General features: G+C 57.0%; 26 protein-coding genes. 23 read left to right on the forward strand and 3 right to left on the reverse strand.

Going from position 1 to position 20,686, the window contains the following annotated elements; translation table 11 throughout:
* Window positions 1-55 precede the first annotated feature (55 nt).
* From A4E19_05075 to A4E19_05110, 8 genes are all read left to right on the forward strand, one after another.
* Window positions 56-277: a hypothetical protein gene (locus A4E19_05075; protein OQW32731.1), complete on the forward strand. Its 222-nt coding sequence runs from the start codon at window positions 56-58 to the stop codon at window positions 275-277.
* 12 nt (window positions 278-289) lie between these two features.
* On the forward strand, window positions 290-535 hold the full coding sequence (locus A4E19_05080; protein OQW32732.1) for a hypothetical protein: 246 nt from the start codon (window positions 290-292) through the stop codon (window positions 533-535).
* Between the two features lie 943 nt (window positions 536-1,478).
* Window positions 1,479-1,721, forward strand: a complete 243-nt coding sequence (locus tag A4E19_05085) for a hypothetical protein (protein OQW32733.1) — start codon at window positions 1,479-1,481, stop codon at window positions 1,719-1,721.
* A 270-nt stretch (window positions 1,722-1,991) separates the two neighbouring features.
* Window positions 1,992-2,249 (forward strand): hypothetical protein, encoded by a 258-nt coding sequence (locus A4E19_05090; GenBank protein ID OQW32734.1) that lies wholly within the window; start codon window positions 1,992-1,994, stop codon window positions 2,247-2,249.
* 25 nt (window positions 2,250-2,274) lie between these two features.
* Entirely contained in the window at window positions 2,275-2,523 is a 249-nt protein-coding gene (locus tag A4E19_05095; protein ID OQW32735.1) for a hypothetical protein, read from the forward strand.
* A gap of 56 nt (window positions 2,524-2,579) precedes the next feature.
* A complete protein-coding gene (locus A4E19_05100; GenBank protein OQW32736.1) occupies window positions 2,580-2,930 on the forward strand; it encodes a hypothetical protein in 351 nt (116 codons plus the stop codon).
* A 319-nt stretch (window positions 2,931-3,249) separates the two neighbouring features.
* Window positions 3,250-4,446 (forward strand): hypothetical protein, encoded by a 1,197-nt coding sequence (locus A4E19_05105; protein ID OQW32737.1) that lies wholly within the window; start codon window positions 3,250-3,252, stop codon window positions 4,444-4,446.
* Between the two features lie 294 nt (window positions 4,447-4,740).
* Window positions 4,741-5,847 carry a fructose 1,6-bisphosphatase gene (locus A4E19_05110; GenBank protein ID OQW32738.1) on the forward strand — a complete coding sequence of 369 codons (1,107 nt, stop codon included), beginning with the start codon at window positions 4,741-4,743 and terminating at the stop codon, window positions 5,845-5,847.
* Between the two features lie 96 nt (window positions 5,848-5,943).
* On the opposite strand, the gene A4E19_05115 is transcribed toward A4E19_05110, so the two are convergent.
* Window positions 5,944-6,390, reverse strand: a complete 447-nt coding sequence (locus tag A4E19_05115; GenBank protein OQW32739.1) for a hypothetical protein — start codon at window positions 6,388-6,390, stop codon at window positions 5,944-5,946.
* Window positions 6,391-6,835: 445 nt separating this feature from the next.
* Here A4E19_05115 and A4E19_05120 point away from each other — a divergent pair, with 445 nt between their 5' ends.
* From A4E19_05120 to A4E19_05155, 8 genes are all read left to right on the forward strand, one after another.
* Window positions 6,836-7,972, forward strand: a complete 1,137-nt coding sequence (locus tag A4E19_05120; GenBank protein OQW32740.1) for a hypothetical protein — start codon at window positions 6,836-6,838, stop codon at window positions 7,970-7,972.
* Entirely contained in the window at window positions 7,969-8,814 is an 846-nt protein-coding gene (locus tag A4E19_05125; GenBank protein ID OQW32741.1) for a Ni/Fe hydrogenase subunit gamma, read from the forward strand. The genes A4E19_05120 and A4E19_05125 overlap by 4 nt, the downstream gene beginning before the upstream one ends.
* A gap of 9 nt (window positions 8,815-8,823) precedes the next feature.
* Window positions 8,824-9,642, forward strand: a complete 819-nt coding sequence (locus A4E19_05130) for a hypothetical protein (protein ID OQW32742.1) — start codon at window positions 8,824-8,826, stop codon at window positions 9,640-9,642.
* A 39-nt stretch (window positions 9,643-9,681) separates the two neighbouring features.
* Entirely contained in the window at window positions 9,682-10,983 is a 1,302-nt protein-coding gene (locus tag A4E19_05135; protein OQW32743.1) for a dehydrogenase, read from the forward strand.
* A gap of 77 nt (window positions 10,984-11,060) precedes the next feature.
* Complete coding sequence (locus tag A4E19_05140; GenBank protein ID OQW32744.1) at window positions 11,061-11,522, forward strand: hypothetical protein; 462 nt, start codon at window positions 11,061-11,063, stop codon at window positions 11,520-11,522.
* 10 nt (window positions 11,523-11,532) lie between these two features.
* Complete coding sequence (locus tag A4E19_05145) at window positions 11,533-11,868, forward strand: hypothetical protein (protein OQW32745.1); 336 nt, start codon at window positions 11,533-11,535, stop codon at window positions 11,866-11,868.
* Complete coding sequence (locus tag A4E19_05150) at window positions 11,865-14,237, forward strand: hypothetical protein (protein OQW32746.1); 2,373 nt, start codon at window positions 11,865-11,867, stop codon at window positions 14,235-14,237. The genes A4E19_05145 and A4E19_05150 overlap by 4 nt, the downstream gene beginning before the upstream one ends.
* Before the next feature lie 18 nt (window positions 14,238-14,255).
* Window positions 14,256-14,504, forward strand: coding sequence for a hydrogenase assembly protein HupF (locus A4E19_05155; GenBank protein ID OQW32747.1), 249 nt, complete (start codon window positions 14,256-14,258; stop codon window positions 14,502-14,504).
* A 62-nt stretch (window positions 14,505-14,566) separates the two neighbouring features.
* Here A4E19_05155 and A4E19_05160 read toward each other — a convergent pair whose 3' ends face one another.
* Together A4E19_05160 and A4E19_05165 are read right to left on the reverse strand one after the other, a co-directional pair.
* Window positions 14,567-14,821 (reverse strand): toxin YoeB, encoded by a 255-nt coding sequence (locus A4E19_05160; protein ID OQW32748.1) that lies wholly within the window; start codon window positions 14,819-14,821, stop codon window positions 14,567-14,569.
* Window positions 14,818-15,069: an antitoxin gene (locus A4E19_05165; GenBank protein ID OQW32749.1), complete on the reverse strand. Its 252-nt coding sequence runs from the start codon at window positions 15,067-15,069 to the stop codon at window positions 14,818-14,820. The genes A4E19_05160 and A4E19_05165 overlap by 4 nt, the downstream gene beginning before the upstream one ends.
* Window positions 15,070-15,297: 228 nt before the next feature.
* Here A4E19_05165 and A4E19_05170 point away from each other — a divergent pair, with 228 nt between their 5' ends.
* From A4E19_05170 to A4E19_05200, 7 genes are all read left to right on the forward strand, one after another.
* Window positions 15,298-15,513: a hypothetical protein gene (locus A4E19_05170; protein OQW32750.1), complete on the forward strand. Its 216-nt coding sequence runs from the start codon at window positions 15,298-15,300 to the stop codon at window positions 15,511-15,513.
* Window positions 15,514-15,931: 418 nt separating this feature from the next.
* On the forward strand, window positions 15,932-16,258 hold the full coding sequence (locus A4E19_05175; protein ID OQW32751.1) for a hypothetical protein: 327 nt from the start codon (window positions 15,932-15,934) through the stop codon (window positions 16,256-16,258).
* Window positions 16,243-16,479 carry a hypothetical protein gene (locus A4E19_05180; protein OQW32752.1) on the forward strand — a complete coding sequence of 79 codons (237 nt, stop codon included), beginning with the start codon at window positions 16,243-16,245 and terminating at the stop codon, window positions 16,477-16,479. The genes A4E19_05175 and A4E19_05180 overlap by 16 nt, the downstream gene beginning before the upstream one ends.
* A gap of 246 nt (window positions 16,480-16,725) precedes the next feature.
* Complete coding sequence (locus A4E19_05185; protein OQW32753.1) at window positions 16,726-17,433, forward strand: hypothetical protein; 708 nt, start codon at window positions 16,726-16,728, stop codon at window positions 17,431-17,433.
* 133 nt (window positions 17,434-17,566) lie between these two features.
* Window positions 17,567-18,160, forward strand: coding sequence for a hypothetical protein (locus A4E19_05190; GenBank protein ID OQW32754.1), 594 nt, complete (start codon window positions 17,567-17,569; stop codon window positions 18,158-18,160).
* Between the two features lie 197 nt (window positions 18,161-18,357).
* Entirely contained in the window at window positions 18,358-19,503 is a 1,146-nt protein-coding gene (locus A4E19_05195; GenBank protein OQW32755.1) for a hydrogenase formation protein HypD, read from the forward strand.
* The gene (locus A4E19_05200) at window positions 19,457-20,536 is read left to right on the forward strand and encodes a hydrogenase expression/formation protein HypE (protein ID OQW32756.1); all 1,080 of its coding nucleotides are present in this window, start codon (window positions 19,457-19,459) and stop codon (window positions 20,534-20,536) included. The genes A4E19_05195 and A4E19_05200 overlap by 47 nt, the downstream gene beginning before the upstream one ends.
* Window positions 20,537-20,686: the final 150 nt, after the last annotated feature.

Below are 20,686 nucleotides of genomic sequence, written 5' to 3' on the forward strand. Positions count from 1 at the left end.
CTCCTTGTGTGGTGATGAGTGTCGGATCCTCTAGTCTGACGACTGTGCATCGACGGTGCCACCGTCCGCGACGCAAACCTATGTCATCCAAGATAAGCGGTATCTCTGTGAAATACTGATTTTGCGATGGTCGACGGGAGAGGAGTATGTGGCATTACGGGACAGTGATATCCATGGTGCTGTTGCCTCTTTCGACATCACGGCAGTGAGTCTTGAACGAAAGCCGAGCGAGGTCATTGTCGAATCCTTTTCCATCCCGGTGGCTCTCACGGCCTAAGGAGGACAGTCTATGACCAGCGCTGTTGCCACGAAAGAAAACACAAGAGTTCGCCTTCACCGCTGTGATCGCTGCGGCGGGTTGATGGTTCGGGAGAAAGTGTTGGAGCTTGGCTCATTCGATTGGCATTGTGTCTGCTGCGGGGAGCGTGTCGATGCGGTCATTCTCGCCCATCGTCAGACACAGAGTCCGAAGGATATGGCTTACGAAGAAGCGCAGAGGCTTTTTGCCAGGAAAGGGAAAGCCCGATTCAGTTAGTTACTGCTTCCGTCGGGCCTTATACTGCCGGGTTCTGTGGCTTTCTTGATTCCGGCGAGATCGAGATTATCTGATAAGTGAAGGAGGTGTCGTGAATGTAGAGAGGGCGAAGGTGGTAGGTGAGGGCTCGCTCCTGTGCAGCCAATGTGCGAGGGATGCGGGCGCTGTTTCCGTCGCGGAGTCACAGTTCGAGGGACGCGCTATCGGTCATCGGTGCCATTAGGCACGGCCGTGAATGCGGGCCAGAATAAAGATTGAGGCGCGGGGCAATCAGCCTTAAGCGACTGAAGGATTGCCGAGCGTGATTCCGGCCAGATGACGGTCCCCGTCGTTCTACACAAGAGCGAGCCGTTGTTTATGTTCCTTCTATGAGAATTCTTGTTTCCAAGACTCCAACGACACCAACCACTCAGTCTAAAAAGGCTTCACTCTATTTTATGACCTGCATCCATTTATCCGGGACATCACCTGGACGTAAGGCAAAAGCGGAGGCAGGTCTAGAGAGCTCTTCGTGAAAAGTGGAGGTCTTGGAGGGGTTTAGGCTTCCCGCTCGACACCGGCGGGCTTGCTCACCACCCCAGCGCTCGACCTCGGTTCCCTGACTGTTCCTCTCACCGAAGCCTCCGCTCAACTACGAGATAACCCCGCTTTACGCATAATCAATCCCCGATCACTTGACCACTGTAGCGGAGGGGGCATAGACGAGCCAGTGTGTGGCCGATGCATCGAGGCTTTTCTTGGGGACAACGGAGGCAGCGCAAATGGCGCAAGACGCTCAAGCATTCTCCTAGGTTTCGGCACTAGGGTTGTCCTAATCATACATGCAAATATTATTGACTCCTCACTTATCAAGCCGATCGGGAGCATGTCGCTCTTGTGGAGTCTTTGTGATGAGGCCTACAATAACAGCCTCTGCCATCGTGATCGATAACGGCAAGGGCACATGGAAAAATCTCTCCAGGGGTCCGAAGGCGAGCATTCGTTGCTCGAAGGAGCGGAGGTGTCTATGGAGACTCCCATAGTGCGTGAAACGGTGCAGAAATCCGACGAAGCCACCGCGAATTCGTCCTGCGTTCATGGACGACTCATCGACGAGGTCCTGACCAGAGGTGGCAAGCGAACAGGCAAAGTTCGATGCCTGGAGTGTGGGGCCACCTTCGACGATCCGTACCAAGGTTCGAAGTAATGTGACCAGATAAGCGTAGAGTCTTTGCCTTGCTTCCGTGATGTCTCTCTCCACGTGAGATGCCGTGACGTGAACCGTACATAGAGTGCGTCTCGGTGAGAGCGGTGTTCCGCCACAGGATTCCGAGTGGTAGTGCCGCACAATACCACACGTTATGACAGGGAACGCTGAGCTTATCGGTGGCTGACCTTAACGCCGCCCGCTCGCAGTAGCATCATTTTCAGCCGCTCCGTCTTGTCGTCTCACCGGCGACCATGAGTGGCATTCAAGATGCAAGCGGAGCTCTTCCGTTCCACGACCAAAGCAGTGCGCACGTCGATCAGAAGGGAGAACACATCCTGGAAGTCATCCTTCGTTCCCCAGGTAGCCAGCTCGAAGAAGTGGTTCTTGAGTGTCCAGACCTGGATCTGGAATCAGGTGTTCTGTGAGCTGAACCGCCTGAGTCGAGGGGGACAAGTCCGACTCACGATGAAAAGTACCGGCCTCTATGCGGGGCCGAACCCCACATCGTGCAACCATCCTGCGTGAGAGAAGAGAAGGAGGGAGTGAAGCCATGCAACCACAGACGGCGAAAGAAGCGCGCAAGCGGAAGGGCACTGAATCGATCCAGAAACCGGAGTCGGCTGCCGCTGAGAAGGAGCCGGTCCATTGCCAGCCGGTTTCTCCCTGTGACGATCTCCAAGCCCGCATCACCAATCGCGCCTATGAGTTGTACGTGGATCATGGATATCGGCAGGGCCGCGCGCTCGAGGACTGGTTGGAGGCAGAGCGAGAGATCCTCGGGCTCGAATGCAACGCGTAATCACGTCCAACAGGAGTTGCGCTGCTTGGATCACTCAATAGAGAAGGAGGTTGCCCATGAGACGACAATCATTCGCCGTGTGTGCCTTGGCCCTGTTATTGGCAGCTGGAACACTAGCCGTCGCCGGAGGAGCCTACGCCACCGACAAAGAAAAGAAAGGCAAGGCGGAGATGGCTGCAGCAGCCAAGGTGACGATCGACGAGGCGATCAAAACGGCATCGGACAAGGTGGCAGGGAAAGTCATCGAGGCCGAGCTTGAGAAAAAGCACAACAAAATCGTCTGGGAAGTCGAAGTCCTTACGGCCGAGAATAAGGTGATGGAGGTCCACATCGACGCCGAGAGCGGTGCGGTGATCGATGTGGAAGAGGAAAAGGTGAAACCGAAAAAATCACCTAAGATGAGATAAAGCGCTTTGTAAACAAGTCTGAGCGCGCGAGCCCAATGAAAGCGTGAGTACAAGGACCGGAATCTGTCTCCACATTGTTGCAGCAGGTGATTCCCCGTGCAGCTGGGCCCTTGATGCTGGCACCGTCGTGCGAAGGGCCAAGCGGGAAGAGTGGGCGAACGCGGGTTGGACGGCCTGAGGCGGGCAAACCTTCATCATGACGCACCGGATCAGTGGATACCGCTGATGGCCCTTGGTGATCCGCTCAGAAACAGATTGCCTTTCGCGCAAACGTGAGTTAATCGGACCCTACCTGTGAACAATGAGTCTCATTGAGCCGATGATCGTCGAATCCTCTCGGATCTCACCCGCAGAGGAAGCGATGGAGATCGTGGAACGAAAAGGGTTGGGTCATCCCGACACCATTTGCGATGCCGTGATGGAGGCTGTTGCTGTCCAACTGGCCAGAACCTATCTTAAGACGTGCGGCCGCGTCCTCCATTTCAATGCCGACAAGGGGATGTTAGTGGCCGGCCAGGTCGATTGTCGATTTGGCGGAGGGTCGATCTTGACGCCGATGCGGTTGGTGATGGGCGACCGGGCCACCTTCGAATGGAAAAACAAGCGTATGCCGATTAACGAGATCGCCGAACAAACGGCATTCAGGTGGCTCAAACGGCATCTACCTCGCATCAAGCCGCTCAAAGAACTGGAATGCCAAGTTGAATTGAGGCCGGCATCAGAGGAACTGCGGTCCGTGTCTGAGCAGCCGCGGGAAGCCGTCGCCAATGATACATCCGCCACCGTCGGATACGCACCTTTGACGCCGACGGAGCGGCTGGTGTTCCAGATCGAGCGATTCTTGAACAGCCGTTCATTCAAAAATGAATTTCCGGACACCGGCGAAGATGTCAAGGTACTGGCCGTACGACGCGGCAGGGATTTGACTGTGACGGTGGCGATGCCGTTTCTCGCTCCGTTGATCAGTCGCGAGTCCGAGTATTTCGCACGCAAGGCGCTGGTGACGCGCGCGCTAAAAGAGTTTGTGGAACGAAACAGTGGGCGCGGCGTTTCACCGCACATACACGTGAATACATTGGATCGGCGCGGCGCCGGTGAGGCCGGTGCCTATCTGACGCTACTCGGCACATCGGCGGAGGCCGGTGATTCCGGCGAGGTGGGGCGGGGCAATCGTGTCTGTGGGATTATCTCACTCCGCCGGCCGGCCAGCGCCGAGGCCGCGGCCGGCAAGAATCCGGTGACGCATGTCGGAAAAATATACAACGTACTGGCGCAGGTATTAGCCGAAGACATCCATAAGAAAGTGCACGGAGTGCGAGAGGTCACCGTTTGGATCACTAGCCAGATCGGGCGTCCGATTTCTTCACCGCAATTGGTGGTCGTCGAAGTCGTTCCGACAGCCGGGAGGACGCTGCAGGCCGTACGTCCGCAAATTAGGCAAGAAGTTCAATTGGCCTTCACGCGTGTGAAGGCTTTCTGCAACGCGCTGACGAGGGGCCTGTATGCAGTGTGCTGAAAGCGTTACACGCGGCGTGTGTCGAATGCCTCAGCAACAAATGACAGCACTCTCATGAATGCGCCTGGTGCAAGACCATGTTAAGCCTCGTCCACTGTTGCATCGCGCCTCATCGCGCCTCACTTCACTGTAGACCCATTCCCCAAGTAAGTGCCTGAATCATTGCCCATGCCACGTATCTCTATGAATCCGACCACGGAACGTAAAATAGCTCCGAAACCGCTGTGGCATTGAGATTGCTCATCTTTGTTTAGGTAGCAGGCGTGCTCTCGTTCGCCAGAAGAGGAGACAGCCATGAAGGTCACCCTGAGCATCATCAAAGCCGATATCGGATCGATCGGCGGCCATATCTGTCCCTCGCGCCAATTGCTGGAAACGGTTCGGAGCTATGTTGCTCAGCATGGCTCTTCGTTATTGATCGACCAGTATGTCAGCAGTACCGGTGATGATATCGCGATCTTGATGAGCCACCGGCATGGCGTCGGACACGAGGCGGTCCACAAACTGGCGTGGGACGCCTTCCTGGCCGGGACGAAGGTTGCCAAACAACAGGGGCTCTACGGTGCCGGTCAGGATTTGTTGAAAGACGCCTTCTCGGGCAATGTGCACGGGATGGGACCCGCCGTGGCGGAGATGGAGTTCAACGAGCGGCCGAATGAGCCATTTCTGTTCTTCGCGGCCGATAAGACCGATCCGGGTGCCTTTAATCTACCGCTGTATCTGGCTTTCGCCGATCCCATGAACACACCGGGGTTGATCCTGGCGCCCAACATGGCACAAGGCTTCCGCTTCGTCATTATGGATGTGAATCATACTGAAGGCGACCGGATCATCGAGCTGGATGCCCCGAAACAATTATACGAAATCGCCGCGTTATTGCGGGACACCGAACGGTACGCGGTGGAATCGGTCTGGTCAGCCGCAAGCGGGGAACAAGCGGTGGTCGCCTCCACCTCCCGGCTACATAACATCGCCGGGAAGTACACCGGCAAGGACGATCCGGTGATGCTTGTCCGAGTACAGAAGGATTTCCCGGCCACGGGCGAGATCTTGGCACCTTATGCAGTCGGGCCTTATGTGGCAGGTGGGATGCGTGGCTCCCATCAGATGCCCTTGATGCCGGTTCCCCTTCAGTCCGGTATCAGCTACTTCGATGGCCCTCCGGTGATCACCTGTGCGGCGTTCGCCATGCACGAGGGACGGTTCACCGAACCGGTGGATCCGTTCGCTCATCCGTTTTGGAATCGAGTACGCGACACCGTGTCCGACAAGGCCATCGACATGCGCCGCCAAGGGTTCTTCGGTGCCGCCATGCTGCCCATGGGGGAATTGGAATATACAGGCATCATGGAAAACCTGAAGGCGCTTGAGCCACGATTCCGCGTACGCACAGATTCCTAACCTGACAGGAGGATCAACGCCAGGCGTGAATCATGGCGTTGGGCGAGACGATCGCATTCTGTCCTTTACAGTTCGTCGCAAGACACATAGGCCTGGTTAAGGCAGCAACCTGAAGTGAGCACGCCGATTTGATTGCCAGCAGGCTTCGGTGCGCTCCATGCAGAACGGCCGCTCTTTCCCATAGCTCGCCGTCTGAATTCGAGATGCCTGCACGCCGAGAGCCTGCAAATGTCGACTGGCGGCCTGTGCGCGCCGCTCCCCAAGAACGAGGTTGTACGCACTGGTTCCCCGCTCGTCGCAATGGCCTTCGATCACAACGTTTTGAAACGGTTGCGCCTTCAGAATCGCGGCATTGGATTTGAGCCTGGGTCGTGCATCACTCCGAATAGCGTACTGATCGAAATCGAAAAAAATGTCCGACAGCTCCGGCGTCGGTTGAGCCGACGCAGAGGCTGCCGGCTCCGGGGGCACAGGGACCGGTTGTTCCGCCGTGCGTACCTCTTCGATCGGAGTCGTAACCGTGGGCAGTGGTTCCGCTTTCACTGTTATTGTTTCTGTGACAGCGGCCGGAGATGAACTTGGCGTAGAAGCCCGGTCTTCCCCCGTAGTTGCGACTGTTCGGCCAGAGCATCCAGCGGCCAGGACAAGGAGAATCAACCAAGGGACGAACGCTCTCATATGAAACCGTGATGCTGCCATAGTCGCTCACTTATTCATCATTCATCCGTCATCAGAGTAGATGAATGGATCGAGCATGTGGTGTCTTTGCCGTGGTCGTGCGCTCTCGCGCCATTTGCATGATAGGGGGACGCTACGAACCGCGCAACTAGTTGATTCCCCTGTGTATGACGCAACAGCCAAAGGGCACAGAGCACTCAGCTGCTCTTCCGATGCTTCCCGTCTTGCATGGGAGGAAGAGAGTCCGTACGATGGCGATGGTCCGTGTATCAAAAAATGAGCGGTTCCCTTCGTAGTAGCGGCTGGTGAAATGCGCGGCATCCTACCGAGAGCCGACCTGCAACGCTTGTTCGATGCCTTAAGCGCCAAGGGCTATCGAATCATCGGACCCACGGTGCATGACGGGTCCGTGGTGTGGGAGACGATCCGATCGGTGTCGGATCTGCCGATCGGCTGGCAAGACCAGCAGGAGCCCGCACGTTATCGGCTTGAACAGACCGGAGCCCAAAACCTATTCGGAGTCGTCCATGGCCCGCAATCGTTGAAACCGTTTGTCTTTGTCCCGCGCGAGCCGTTGTTACAAATCGACCGGAGTAAGGGTGGATTCACCGCTCGTCCGACGATTCCTCAATCAGAGAAAGTTGCAGTCATCGGGGCTCGTCCCTGCGATCTCGCCGGCCTCGTCATTCAAGATCGCATTTTTCTCAAGGACGCGTACCGCGATCCCTACTATGCGGTCAGACGTGACGCGCTCTTCGTGATCGCCGTGAACTGCACCAGGGCACTGCCCACCTGTTTCTGCGCGTCAATGGACACGGGCCCCCGCGCCAAGAACGGATTCGATCTCGTGCTGACAGAAGTCGAAGACCAGCTGCTCATCGAAGCCGGCAGCGAAGCAGGATCTGATCTGCTTATGAATCTCTCCTTCTCTCCCGCATCAGAGGCCCTCATCACGGAAGCAACAAGGCTCATTGAAAGCTGTGCCCAGAGCCAAGTCCGCCGACTGGATCACACTCGCTTGCCTCAAGCCCTCTATGACGCTCAAGAACATCCGCGATGGGACGATGTGGCGGGGCGGTGCCTCTCCTGCACGAATTGCACGATGGTCTGCCCGACGTGCTTTTGCCATGCGATCGAGGAGACACCGGACCTCGATCATCAACGCACCGCGCACACCAGATTGTGGGATTCCTGTTTCACGCAGGAGCACGGCTACATCCACGGCAAGAACATTCGTCCAACTATTAAAGATCGGTACCGGATGTGGCTGACGCATAAGCTTGCCTCGTGGATCGACCAGTTCGGCATGTCGGGCTGCGTCGGTTGCGGCCGTTGCATCACCTGGTGTCCGGTCGGGATCGATTTGACGGAGGAATTGCCGGCGTTGTTGACACCGGCAAGTCAGCGGCCTGCCGTGAGTCGACAGGAAGAAGGGACGTCGTCGTGAACGTCGAATCTGCGAACCCCTATGTCATACATCCAGCCACGATCATTGAGAAGATCCGGGAGGCCGAAGACATCCATACCTACCGGTTGCAGCTTGTTGACGAGCAGGTGCGACGGCAATTCCGATTCAACGCGGGACAGTTCAATATGGTGTACCTGTTCGGAGTCGGTGAGGTGGCGATTTCCATCGTGTCGGATCCGGATGAGCCTCGGTTTCTTGACCATACCATCCGCACTGTAGGACGAATCACGAAGGCGATCGCCGCTCTCCAGCCCGGTGAGGTCTTGGGCATCCGAGGACCGTTCGGACAAGGTTGGCCGCTGGACGAAGCGCGTGGACGCAATGTGGTGATCGTCACGGGCGGACTGGGATGTGCTCCGGTGGTCGGGGCCATCGAGTACATCTTCCGGCGGCGAGAACAATACGGGTCGGTCAAGATTCTCCACGGCGTCAAGACGCCGCACGATCTGCTCTATCGCGAGCGGTTCGACGCATGGCGACGCGTTCCCGATACGGAAGTGTGGTTGACCAGTGATCAACCGGACAAGACCTGGAGTTATCACATCGGCGTGGTGACGGAACTGTTCGAGCGGGTGTCGGTTGACTCCGCGAAGAGCATGGTACTGATGTGTGGGCCCGAGATCATGATGCGCCTGGGCGTACCAATCTTAATGAACAGCGGCATTCCTGCAACCGCGATCTATGTCTCGCTGGAACGGCACATGGAGTGCGGGATCGGGCTGTGCGGCCATTGTCAGTTGGGCCCCCACTTTGTGTGCAAAGACGGCCCTGTCATGCGGTATGACCGAGTCGCGCGGTGGTTGGGACGGGCTGGGGTGTGAGGAGAAGCCATGTCTAAGCAAGACGGACAGCGGCCAAAATTGGCTGTCTTCAAGTTCGCCTCATGCGACGGGTGTCAACTCAGCATCTTGAATCTGGAAGAAGACTTGCTGACGTTGGGCCAGGCGTTGGACATCGCCTATTTCCCCGAAGCCTCCAGCGACATGAGCCCGGGTCCATACGATATTGCGCTGGTAGAGGGATCCATCACCACTGCGGAGGATGCGCATCGCATTCTGTCCCTGCGCCAGCAAACGAAGGTGTTGATCACGATCGGCGCTTGCGCCACGGCCGGCGGGATTCAGGCGTTGCGCAACTGGGCCGACGTGGAAGCGTTCAAGCAGGCGGTCTATCCCAGCCCGGAATATATTCAGAGTCTGAGTACCTCCACGCCCATCTCGGAACATGTCCATGTGGACTTCGAATTGTGGGGCTGTCCGATCAATAAAGACCAACTGCTTCGCGTCATCACGGACTTGGTGGCCGGAGTGCGGCCTCGGGTGCCCGCCGACAGCGTGTGTCTGGAGTGCAAACGGCGCGGCAATGTCTGTGTGCTGGTCGCCAAGGGAATCCCTTGTCTTGGGCCGGTCACGCGGATCGGCTGTGGAGCGATCTGCCCGAGCATGGGTCGCGACTGTTACGGCTGCTTCGGCCCGAGCGAAGGTACACGCAAAGGACCAGGGAATCCCCCCAACACCGCTTCACTCGCGATGCACTTTCATCGTGACCTGCACCTGATCCCGGTCGACGTCATGCGGCGATTTCGCGGCATCAACGGCTACGTGTCGCCGTTTCGGACGGAGAGCGAGATCTGGGAGAAAAAGACGTGATGCGCACAGGGTATCTTACTCGCGAGCGCCGAGGAGCTCATGCCTGAAGAACCGGCGCAAACCAGAACCATTGCCGTGGATATGGTCGCGCGCGTGGAAGGCGAAGGCGCGCTCCGTGTCACGGTAAAGGACGGTACCGTCCACGATGTGGAGCTCAGGATCTTCGAGCCGCCGAGGTTTTTCGAGGCCTTCCTGAAAGGGCGGCATTACGACGAAGTGCCGGACATCGTCGCGCGCATCTGCGGGATCTGCCCGATCGCGTACCAGATGAGCGCCGTCCATGCGATCGAACAAATTTTGGGCCTGCGTGTCGAAGGCGCATTGCGCGACCTGCGCAGGCTGATCTACTGCGGCGAGTGGATCGAAAGCCACGCCCTGCACGTCTATCTGCTCCAGGCACCGGATTTCCTTGGTTACAGCAGCGCCGTTGCGATGGCGAAGGACCATGCGCCTCTAGTGACTCGAGGCTTGAAGCTCAAGAAGGCCGGTAACGCCGTCATGACGCTGCTCGGTGGCCGATCCGTGCATCCGGTCTCGGTGAAGGTCGGCGGCTTCTCACGGGTGCCGTTGCGGCGTGAGCTTGAAGGGTTGAAGGATGAACTGTTATGGGCGCGCGATGCGGCGGTGGAAACCGTGCGGTGGGTGGCGTCGTTCGAGTTTCCCGAATTTGAGCCAAACTACAATTATGTCGCGCTTCGCCACCCCGATGAGTATCCGCTCAATGAAGGGCAGATAGCCGCATCCACGGTGCTGCAGATTTCGGCGAACGAGTTCGAACAATATTTCGCCGAGCATCAGGTGCCCTATTCCAACGCCCTCCATTGTACATTGCAGGGCGCCCCCTATCTGGTCGGCCCGCTGGCGCGTTTGAACCTCAATCACGATCGTCTGACGCCCACGGCCAGACAAGTGCTGGACGACACAGGGCTTGCGTTGCCCTTGGGCAATCCGTTTCACGGAATCATCGCGCGGTCGATCGAAATCCTGTACGCGTTGGAAGAATCCTTGCGCATCATTGAGCGGTATGAGCCGCCGCCTTTACCGACATCGCCGGTCGCAGTTCGGCCAGGTACCGGTATGGCCTGCACGGAAGCCCCCAGGGGAATCCTCTATCATCGGTACAACTTAGATGGAGACGGCGTGATTCGTGAAGCAAAAATAATCCCTCCGACCTCGCAGAACCAATCGCGCATCGAACGGGATCTGCGTCTTTTCATGCCTCGCCTCTTGCATCTTCCCGACAAGGAGGCGGCGCTGGCCTGTGAACGAGTCATCCGTTGCTATGATCCTTGTATCTCCTGCGCGACGCATTTTTTGCGATTGGAAATCGAGCGTGCATAAGGATGGCGAGGGCTTACAGATTAGCTGAAGCAGACAACATGCCATCGACGAGATAGACCCAACAGATCAGGCAGACCATGGCAACCATTCGAATCATCGGCCTTGGTAATGCCATGCGAGGGGACGATGCGGTCGGTCTTCAGGCGGCCCGCAAACTTCAAGAAGAAGTCAACCACCGTGCGGAAGTGATCGAGGCGGAGATGGTGGGAGTAGACCTCATCGAGTTGATGAAGGACGCGCATATCGTGATTCTCATCGATGCAGCGCGAAGCGGGCAAGTTCCGGGCACGATCCATCGACTTGATGCATCGATCGACCCAATCGGTCTCGAGATCTTTCCTCGTTCCAGCCATGCCATCGGGACGGTGGATGCGCTGGAGCTGGCCCGTGCAATGGGCGTCCTTCCAGCTACGGTGATCGTTTTCGGAGTTGAAGTTGGAAACACGGAAACAGGCCGACCGTTGTCCCCTCCGGTTGCCAAGGCCTTGGACCAGGTCGTAGACCGGATCGTCCAAGAGTGCGAGGTGCTCCGTGCATGAACTTCACCTCATGGAGCAAGTGGTGAAAGCCGTAGAGGACGAGTTGCACAGAACGGAAGGCGCCAGGCTGTCAATCGTGCGACTGAAGGTCAGCGTCCTCTCGCATCTCTTGACACATGATCAGGCAACGCTTCAGACGACATTTCGATTGGCCGCTCGCGGCACGAAAGCCGAAGGCGCGAGAGTAGAGATCATCCCTGTTCCAAGCGAGGCATGGTGTCCCGAATGCAAGAGCGGCACTGCCGTCACAGGATTGGATGACGCTTGTTCGGTCTGCGGAGGACCAGTCGTTGCGGGACTGGAGAAGCCCGAAATAGTGCTCCACGAATTGGTGGTCCAGCAATGAGAAGGGTCCTCGTGAAGCGTGTTCGGGTCAACGTAGAAGGAACAGTGCAAGGTGTGGGGTTTCGCCCGTTTGTCTACCGATTGGCACATGCATTAGAACTGACCGGCTGGGTAGGGAACACGACGAACGGTGTCATGATCGAGGCTGAAGGGAGTTTGCAGGCTATCGAGATATTCCTCGGACGGCTTCAAGCCGATGTGCCTTGTTCTTCTTCCATCGAGACGATACACACGAACGTCATTCCGGCACATGGCGATAGGAGCTTTGCAATCGTCACGAGTGCTGAGTCAGGTGAACGAACCCTTGTCATTCCACCCGATCTTGCGACCTGCCAAGACTGTCGCCGCGAGCTTGCTGATCCTCGCGACCGCCGCTTTCGGTATCCGTTCCTCACCTGCACGCAATGCGGTCCTCGCTATAGCCTCATCACGGCGATTCCTTACGAACGATCCAACACGACGATGACAGGGTTCAAGCTCTGCTCTGCTTGTCGCACGGAGTATTTCACCGAATCAGATCGGCGCTTTCATGCGGAACCGATAGCCTGTCCAGCCTGCGGCCCGCGCCTATCTTTGTGGGATGAACAGGGTCACGGAGTTGCAGGAGGAGAAGCAGCGTTACGGCAGACATCGGCACTGCTCGAACGAGGACTCATCGTTGCAGTGAAAGGACTGGGTGGATTCCAACTTTGGGTTGATGCAACGTCGGAGGAAGCTGTTCAGCGGTTGCGCGGTCGAAAACAGAGAGCGGACAAGCCCTTCGCCGTGCTGTTTCCGTCGATTGAGGCAGTCAGAGGCTATTGTCAGTTGTCTGTGGAAGAGGAGCATCTACTCTGCTCGTCTCAAGCACCGATCGTCCTGAGCCGCAAGCGACGAGACGCAAGCCTCGCCGACGCGGTGGCGCCGGACAATCCTTATCTAGGTGTGATGTTGCCCGCGACGCCGCTCCATCACCTCTTGATGGCATCGCTCCGGCATCCCATGGTGGCCACGAGCGGTAATCGCTCCGAAGAACCGATCGTGACCGACGAACAGGAGGCGCTGGTTCGATTGAACGGGATCGCCGATGCGTTCCTTGTGCATGACCGGCCGATCGCAAGGCCGGTCGATGATTCGGTGATGTGGGTGGTTTCAGGAAGAGTCTGGGCGAAAGACGGTGGGCAAGGGGAAAAACCGAAAGCCGACATGGTGATCCTCAGGCGGGCGCGGGGTTATGTGCCTCAAGCCATTCGCTGGAGTGATGTTCTGGCTGATGGAGAGCAAAGCCCGATTCTCGCCGTGGGCGGACATCTCAAAAATACCGTCGCAATATTGACCTGCAATCGCGTTGTCCTCAGCCAACATCTTGGGGATCTTTCCACTGTTGAAGCGGACAGAGCCTTCCGGCAGGCACTCGAGGATCTCCAACGGCTGCTTGATATCGAACCACGGGCCATTGCCTGCGATCTGCATCCTGATTATCGATCAACAGCCTTCGCGCGAGCGCTGAGCGAGGCTCTATCTGTACCCTTGATCCCCGTACAGCATCACCATGCTCATGTGGCCTCTTGTATGGCGGAACACAAGCTCGACGGCGAGGTGTTGGGCATCGCCTGGGACGGGGCCGGCTATGGAACGGACGGGCAAGTGTGGGGGGGAGAATTTTTGGTCGCGAGTTATCGGCAGTTCAGACGGTTTGCACATCTCTTGCCCTTTCGTTTGCCGGGTGGTGAAGCGGCTATGCGGCAGCCGAGCCGATCTGCTGCAGCGGTCCTGTGGGAGATTATGGGAGAGGGGATGCTGAGCCAGCAGCTTCCTTCTTGGAACCTGATGGACGATCAGCGTGCGCAATGGGCAAGTCTGCTCCAGTCCGGCCTCGCATCGCCGTGGACGACGAGCATGGGGCGGCTGTTCGACGCCGTCGCATCACTCACCGGATTGTGCAACCAAGTTTCGTTTGAAGGCCAAGCGGCCATGGCGGTCCAGTTTGCCGCGGAGCTGGAGGATGAAGGCGGAATGAGGGTCGAAGGATATCAGATGGATCTGGTGCCCAGTCAGAATCCAGATGCCAAGTGGGTGGTCGATTGGCGTCCCATGCTCAGTGCCATGCTGGACGACCTTCTTAGAGGTTGCCGTCCAGAGTTGGTTGCCCTCAGATTTCATGTCAGCCTCGTTAATGGAGCTGTACGCGTGGCTCAAATGGCTCGTTTACCTCGTATTGTCCTGACCGGAGGCTGTTTTCAGAATCGACTGCTTCTTTCACTTGTGAGACAACGTCTGGAGAACGCCGGGTTCATTGTTTATAGTCATGCGCTGGTTCCACCCAACGATGGAGGGCTGTCACTTGGCCAGGCAGTGGTAGCGGCGCACCGGCGAAATGACGGTCAATAAACAAAGATAGTACACAGAATGTGTCTCGCAGTTCCTGGGCAAGTCCTGAACATCGAAGATGACCAGCTCCGCACGGCAACCGTGTCGTTCGGCGGAGTCACGAAATCCGTCTCGTTGGCATTGGTCCCGGAAGCAGGGGTGGGCGACTACGTCATCGTCCATGTCGGCTTTGCTATCAGCAAACTCGACGAAGAAGCAGCACGACGAACGTTGAAGACCTATGCCGAGTTAGCAGCCTCAGGATCGTCAGAGACAACGGATCAGTAAGTGCTGGCTATGGCGTGTTATGCGTTAAGCGAATCGGCCTCAACAGTGAGAGGCGGGCTGAATCAGTAATGGAATCGGAGCTGCGCAATTTCTAACGTATCATTGACCACGCGATACACCATGCGATGTTCGTCGGTAATCCGCCGTGACCAAAACCCCGAGAGCGCATGCTTCAATGGTTCCGGTTTGCCGACGCCACCGAAGGGTTCGCGTTGTGTGTCGCGGATGAGCTTGTTGATTCGTTCTACCATGCGTTTGTCGTGCTTCTGCCAATACAGGTAGTCTTCCCACGCCTCGTCTGCGAACACCAGCTTCACTTGGCCAGTTTCCGCTCCACGCCTTTGCCCGCGTTCAGTTGCGCAACGGCGGAGAGAAGTCTCTTGGCGTTGGCCGGCGTTCGTAGAAGATAGGCGGTTTCTTCCAGCGCCTTGTAGTCTTCCAGCGATAGCATTACAACGGACTGTTCGCCGTTGCGGGTAATGATCAAGGCTTCGTGGTCGTCGCACACCCGGTCCATGGCGCGAGCGAGATTGGCACGAACGGCGGTATAGGTCAGCGTATCCATGGCCACCTCCTGTACTGTACGCGTTACTGTACAGATGAATGCTGGAAATGTCCAGTGTCGCCACAATGCCTAACCCCACATCCCACCAGACGCTCGGTGATAAGGCTGTGCAGCACCGGTGAATTCGCACGTTCTGCCGATTGCCGGAAAGCCGAACGTTGACATTCCGCCCGGTACGTTGAATAGTGCGTTCAAGCAAGCCGGGCTTAAGAAAGAGAGGTGAAGGGCATGCGTTACCTGGTTGTCGTCGAAAAGGGCCCAAGTTCCTATGGGGCATACGTTCCAGACCTTCCTGGCTGCGTCGCGGCCGGTGAATCCAGGGAGGAGGCTCTCTCGCTGATTCGCGAAGCGATCGCGCTTCACTTAGAGGGATTGAAGGAACAGGGTCAACCGATTCCCACTCCTGCCTCCACAAGCGATCACGTCGAAGTGGAAGCAGCATAATCACGCGTTCGGAACCATGAAGCTCAACTATCATCCGGATACTGATTCGTTGTATATCGATCTTTCTGAAAGACCGAGCGTAGAAAGTCGCGAAGTGTCTCAGGGTGTCGTGCTCGATTACGATTCGAGTGGACGGCTGGAGGTATTGATATCGACAATGCCACCAACAAGGTCGAATTACAGAAACTGAGCCTCAGCAAGCTTCCCGGCAAGGTTTGAACCGACGCAGCCTAAACAATCGCCCCGAGGCTGCCCTTGCGAGGTCGTAAATAATAGCTAATAGACCCAGAGGTCTCCAAAACTTGCAATAGCAGCCAGCCTGGGCAATACTGAAGCCCTCAACACGACTACCCACTGGCGACTGTGTGGTCGGGATTCCGGCAGATACAGAATCTTGACTCTGGAGTGATCAGCGAGCGTGGAACCCCTCGCCACACTGATTTCCAAACGTGGCATTCCGGTGCGCCTCACGCATGAACGGTGGAGCCACATTGTCGAGTCGCACGACTATCTGGCAGGACATCTCGATCTTGTTGTAGAGACAATCGGTGATCCGGATTGTGTCGTAACCGGCGTCAAAGGCGAACGACTGGCGGTCAAGCGTTATGACCACACCGCGATTGGCGCGAAGCATGTCGTGGTCGCTTACAAGGAACAGGAGCATGATGGGTTCGTGATCACGGCGTTCATGACGTCAAAGATCGACAAGCTGCTCAAGAGAGGCATCCAATGGCAGAAGTCATAGACATCCTGAGCCTGGTCCCGCACTCATTGAACCTGCGTTCCAACCACCTGTGGCTCGATTACGATGACGAAGCGGACGTGCTGTATATCAGCCTGCGAAAACCGCAACGGGCGAGCGACAGCGAAATGGAAGGGCGCTTCATCTATCATTACGACGGAAACGAACTGGTCGGCGTCACTGTTCTGCATGCCAAATCCAGCGCGGGGGAAGACGCCGCCTAGACCTCGTCTGGTGAGAGTCTTATGGGGGCTCGCCAGGCATCCTCTTCGTCGTCGATTTTCCTTCTCCTCTCCGACGTCATCAATAAATAGATTCACAGTCATATCATATCGCATTGAATCGCTAACGATTATGGCGTTATGCTCGGACCATTCGATGGCGTGTTAGACGGACAGAAATCGGAAGCTCTGGATCTTATGCGGATCGGCCCTAAACGTTGTTAGGCTACATCACGGGACGTCGCCGCTATGAGCGAGCCTTCCGAGGAACAGTTCGACGAGGTCGTGCGCGAGTACATCGACTTCGTCAACGAGCAAGTCGGTGCGTACATGAGCGCATTGGCCGGCTTCGCTGGCCATTATGCTCGTGTTTCCCGCCAGATCCATCGATCTAACCGCCCGGTTTCAACGACGCCACCTGATGAGACGGGCATGCCAACGGTCGTGTGGGCCAGCTACGAAGACCCTTCCAAGCCCGGCATCATTCACAACCAGATTATCCGAAGCGACGAATACCTTGAGGCAAATCGACCAGGAGGGAAGAACGAGCAGCAGCACTCTCGCTCGATTCTGATTTTCTTGTTCACTTACTGGGAGGACGAGATCCGGCCGCGGCTTGCGCGTGCGAAGGGCGTGGAACTAAACGAAGTCCAATCGGACATCATGGGCGACCTGAGAACGCTACGAAACGTCATTTTGCATTCGAAGAGCGTGCTTCGTCCCGACAAACATGCGTCGCTGCGACTCCTTCGTGACATGTTCAAGGCTGACAAGGAGATCAACTTCTCGTACGAGGGAATGCACCGGATATTCGTACTGATCAAACAGGAATGTGCGCGTTTACTGATTGGATGGCTTGGTGTGGAAAACGGACCCGTCAAGCCTGAGGAGCTGAAGGACGTGGCCATCCAGTTCGGGCCGTCGCGAACTCGGAAGCCCAAGCCCGATGCGCCCTAACAAGGTGTTGAACCGGACGTGAAATGGTGGAGTTCAAATGGCGGCTGTACCGTTTTGGTATCAATCTTTTCAGGCTCGGTGCAGTCCAGCGGCGCAATCCCACGTCGGTTAAAGCCGATCCGTTAGAACGCTCATGGCCATTGATTCACACCTGAAGAAGCAGGCAGAGATCGCAAGGTGGATCAACGATCACCTCGCTCGCCCCTTCTCTGTGGATCGGAAACGCCAGCTTGCGCTCGCATGCTTCGACCTCGCGATCGAACATCACGCAGGAATACACCTGCTTTGCACATCCGAGCTGTACGGCCCGATGTATGCCCTCTTAAGAGTTGAATTCGAGGCGCTCGGAAGAGGCTTGTGGCTGTCTCACGTTGCCAAGGACGAGGATGCCGACAAGTACGAGAAGGACAAACTGGATATGGGCTTCGGTACTTTACTCAATCTAGTGGAAGCCCAGGTTGGCTTACCGGAAGGCCCGTTATCCACACTCAAATCCAAGCACTGGTCGATCTTCTGCAGCTTTACGCATACCGGATATCAGGCGCTTGTCCGCAGAGTCACACAGACATATACAGGTGCCGTGAACTATCCTGCCGAAGAGGTAATCTCGGCTCTCACCCTGGCGGGTACCTTTGCATTGCTTGCGGCAGCACAACTTTCAAGCATGGCTGGCGATCACGACTTGGTCGACGCTACGCTGGCCAAAGCGAGAGAGTATGCGAGTTAAGCGTTCTATTCAGCGGTTCGAGGGTAGTTCCCTTCTCACTACTCTCCAAAGGCGTCGCTGGACATGATTCTTTCGTGGACACAATATGAAGCGTCACTGTTGAGATTGGTGTACGGCCCTGAATTACCGATCTGGTACTTCCATGCTCACCGAGCTTGGTCGAATGCCGAACAACGGCGTTACAAGGGATCACGGTTATGAAGTACGTCGATGAGTTTCGAGATCGGGCGGTCGCGGCGGCGCTGGCGGAGCGGATCAAGACGATCGTGCGTCGGCCTTGGACGATCATGGAGGTCTGCGGGGGGCAGACCCATGCGATCGTCCGGTTCGGGCTCGACAGCCTATTGCCACCAAACCTTACGCTGGTTCATGGACCGGGCTGTCCGGTCTGTGTGACCTCGGTGTCGTTGATTGACCAGGCCGTCTGCCTCGCATCAATGCAGGGAGTCATCTTCTGCTCGTTCGGGGACATGTTGCGCGTTCCCGGATCCCGCGGAGACCTCTTCGGAGTAAAGGCGGCAGGCGGAGATGTGCGCATTATCTATTCGCCGTTGGATGCCCTCGAACTGGCTGGTAAGAATCCGGATCGTGAGATCGTCTGTTTCGCCGTGGGATTTGAAACCACCGCACCGGCTTGGGCCATGGCAGTGACGCAGGCGAAGCAGGCGGGGATCACGAACTTTAGTCTGTTGATCGCCCATGTGTTGGTGCCGCCGGCGATGGAGGCGATCCTGTCGTCGCCGCAGAATCGGATCCAAGGATTTCTCGCCGCAGGCCACGTCTGCACGGTGATGGGTTATGAGGAGTACGAGGCCATTGCACAACGGTATCGCGTGCCGATCGTCGTAACCGGCTTTGAACCGCTCGATGTGCTCGAAGGCGTCGCGATGCTGGTGAGTCAGTTGGAAGAGGGACGGGTGGAAGTCGAGAATCAATACGTGCGGTCCGTCAGCAGAGAGGGAAACCGACAGGCGAGGACCATCGTCGAGGAAGTTTTTGAACCAGCTGCTCGCGCATGGCGCGGTATTGGCGAAATTCCAGCAAGCGGTCTGCGCCTCAAATCTGCTTACAGTGTCTACGACGCTGAGCTGAAGTTTCAGCGAGAACTTGCCCAGCTCGTTGAAGGCAAGGAGGATCCAGAATGCCGGAGCGGGTTGGTTCTCCAGGGATTGCTCAAACCGATGGACTGTCCGGCTTTCGGATCGAAATGCACGCCGGAGCGACCGTTGGGCGCCCCGATGGTGTCGAGTGAAGGAGCCTGTGCCGCTTATTATCGATACCGAAGTCACATGAAACATGACGAGGGCAAGGACGGAGCCGATCGTGAGCCACAAAGCGTTTGAGCCAACCTGCCCCTTACCTGTCTCTGCCAAGAACACCATCCAACTCGCTCATGGCGGTGGTGGACGGCTCATGCAGGAGTTGATTCAAGACGTATTCGTACGAGCTTTTCATAATCCCTTGCTGGATTCTCTGCACGACGGCGCGACCTGGCCAATGGACAAGGGGACGCTTGCGTTCACCACCGATTCCTATGTGGTGCATCCGCTGTTTTTCCCCGGCGGTGACATCGGGAGTTTGGCGGTGAACGGAACGATCAACGATCTGGCCATGTGTGGCGCGAAGCCGCTCTATCTGAGCGCGGGATTCATCCTGGAAGAGGGACTGAGCCTGGACGTTCTGCAGCGAGTCGTGCACTCGATGGCTGAAGCCGCGCGAGCGGCAGGTGTGCCGATCGTGACCGGCGATACCAAAGTGGTGGATCGGGGCAAGGGTGACGGCATCTTCATCAACACGGCCGGGGTGGGCTTGGTGCCTCTGGGCGTCCGTATATTGCCGACGTTGATCCAGCCGGGTGACGCGATCCTTGTAAGCGGCGATCTCGGCTCCCATGGCGTGGCGGTCCTCAGTGTGCGGGAAGGACTGACGTTCGCCGGCAACGTCGAAAGCGATTCCGCCCCGTTGCATCGCATCGTTGTGGATTTGCTCGACAGCGGAATCGACATCCATTGCCTGCGTGATCTCACCCGTGGCGGGTTGGCCAGCGTGCTGAACGAACTGGCCGTTGCAGCAAAGGTGGGCATGACGGTGGAGGAGACGGCTGTTCCAGTGAGTGAGCCGGTGCGCGGAGCCTGCGAGCTCTTAGGCCTCGATCCACTCTATGTGGCGAACGAGGGGCGCTTCGTCGCCATGGTCCCGGCTTCACAGTCGGAGGCCGCGCTCGCAGTGATGCGTCGATACAAGGCCGCGAACCAGGCGATCAATATCGGCGTGGTCACGGAACGCGATCCTTCCATGGTCATTCTGCGGACCGTCGTCGGAACACATCGTATCCTCGATCTGTTGTCGGGAGAGCAACTGCCGAGAATTTGTTGAACTAGGAAGTATGCAGGAAACTGCCCAGTAAGTACTGACAACTCCGTTTCAGCTGTAGCATTCCGCGACAGTGATCAGCTCTCTTTCCGTGGACTTTTTTCCGACCTCGAAGATGGGCCAACATCTCGCCACGATAAAGACTCGTGCTTT

It is taken from the genome of Nitrospira sp. SG-bin1, assembly GCA_002083365.1.
Taxonomy (GTDB): Bacteria; Nitrospirota; Nitrospiria; order Nitrospirales; family Nitrospiraceae; genus Nitrospira_D.

Coding starts and splice junctions, on each gene's coding strand:
- A4E19_05085 (OQW32733.1), top strand. CDS start 1,479: ATGGAAAAATCTCTCCAGGGGTCCGAAGGCGAGCATTCGTTGCTCGAA.
- A4E19_05080 (OQW32732.1), top strand. CDS start 290: ATGACCAGCGCTGTTGCCACGAAAGAAAACACAAGAGTTCGCCTTCAC.
- A4E19_05170 (OQW32750.1), top strand. CDS start 15,298: ATGCGTTACCTGGTTGTCGTCGAAAAGGGCCCAAGTTCCTATGGGGCA.
- A4E19_05200 (OQW32756.1), top strand. CDS start 19,457: ATGACGAGGGCAAGGACGGAGCCGATCGTGAGCCACAAAGCGTTTGAG.
- A4E19_05105 (OQW32737.1), top strand. CDS start 3,250: ATGATCGTCGAATCCTCTCGGATCTCACCCGCAGAGGAAGCGATGGAG.
- A4E19_05155 (OQW32747.1), top strand. CDS start 14,256: ATGTGTCTCGCAGTTCCTGGGCAAGTCCTGAACATCGAAGATGACCAG.
- A4E19_05095 (OQW32735.1), top strand. CDS start 2,275: ATGCAACCACAGACGGCGAAAGAAGCGCGCAAGCGGAAGGGCACTGAA.
- A4E19_05135 (OQW32743.1), top strand. CDS start 9,682: ATGCCTGAAGAACCGGCGCAAACCAGAACCATTGCCGTGGATATGGTC.
- A4E19_05190 (OQW32754.1), top strand. CDS start 17,567: ATGGCCATTGATTCACACCTGAAGAAGCAGGCAGAGATCGCAAGGTGG.
- A4E19_05180 (OQW32752.1), top strand. CDS start 16,243: ATGGCAGAAGTCATAGACATCCTGAGCCTGGTCCCGCACTCATTGAAC.
- A4E19_05130 (OQW32742.1), top strand. CDS start 8,824: ATGTCTAAGCAAGACGGACAGCGGCCAAAATTGGCTGTCTTCAAGTTC.
- A4E19_05090 (OQW32734.1), top strand. CDS start 1,992: ATGCAAGCGGAGCTCTTCCGTTCCACGACCAAAGCAGTGCGCACGTCG.
- A4E19_05110 (OQW32738.1), top strand. CDS start 4,741: ATGAAGGTCACCCTGAGCATCATCAAAGCCGATATCGGATCGATCGGC.
- A4E19_05120 (OQW32740.1), top strand. CDS start 6,836: ATGCGCGGCATCCTACCGAGAGCCGACCTGCAACGCTTGTTCGATGCC.
- A4E19_05195 (OQW32755.1), top strand. CDS start 18,358: ATGAAGTACGTCGATGAGTTTCGAGATCGGGCGGTCGCGGCGGCGCTG.
- A4E19_05185 (OQW32753.1), top strand. CDS start 16,726: ATGAGCGAGCCTTCCGAGGAACAGTTCGACGAGGTCGTGCGCGAGTAC.
- A4E19_05100 (OQW32736.1), top strand. CDS start 2,580: ATGAGACGACAATCATTCGCCGTGTGTGCCTTGGCCCTGTTATTGGCA.
- A4E19_05140 (OQW32744.1), top strand. CDS start 11,061: ATGGCAACCATTCGAATCATCGGCCTTGGTAATGCCATGCGAGGGGAC.
- A4E19_05145 (OQW32745.1), top strand. CDS start 11,533: ATGGAGCAAGTGGTGAAAGCCGTAGAGGACGAGTTGCACAGAACGGAA.
- A4E19_05150 (OQW32746.1), top strand. CDS start 11,865: ATGAGAAGGGTCCTCGTGAAGCGTGTTCGGGTCAACGTAGAAGGAACA.
- A4E19_05165 (OQW32749.1), bottom strand. CDS start 15,069: ATGGATACGCTGACCTATACCGCCGTTCGTGCCAATCTCGCTCGCGCC.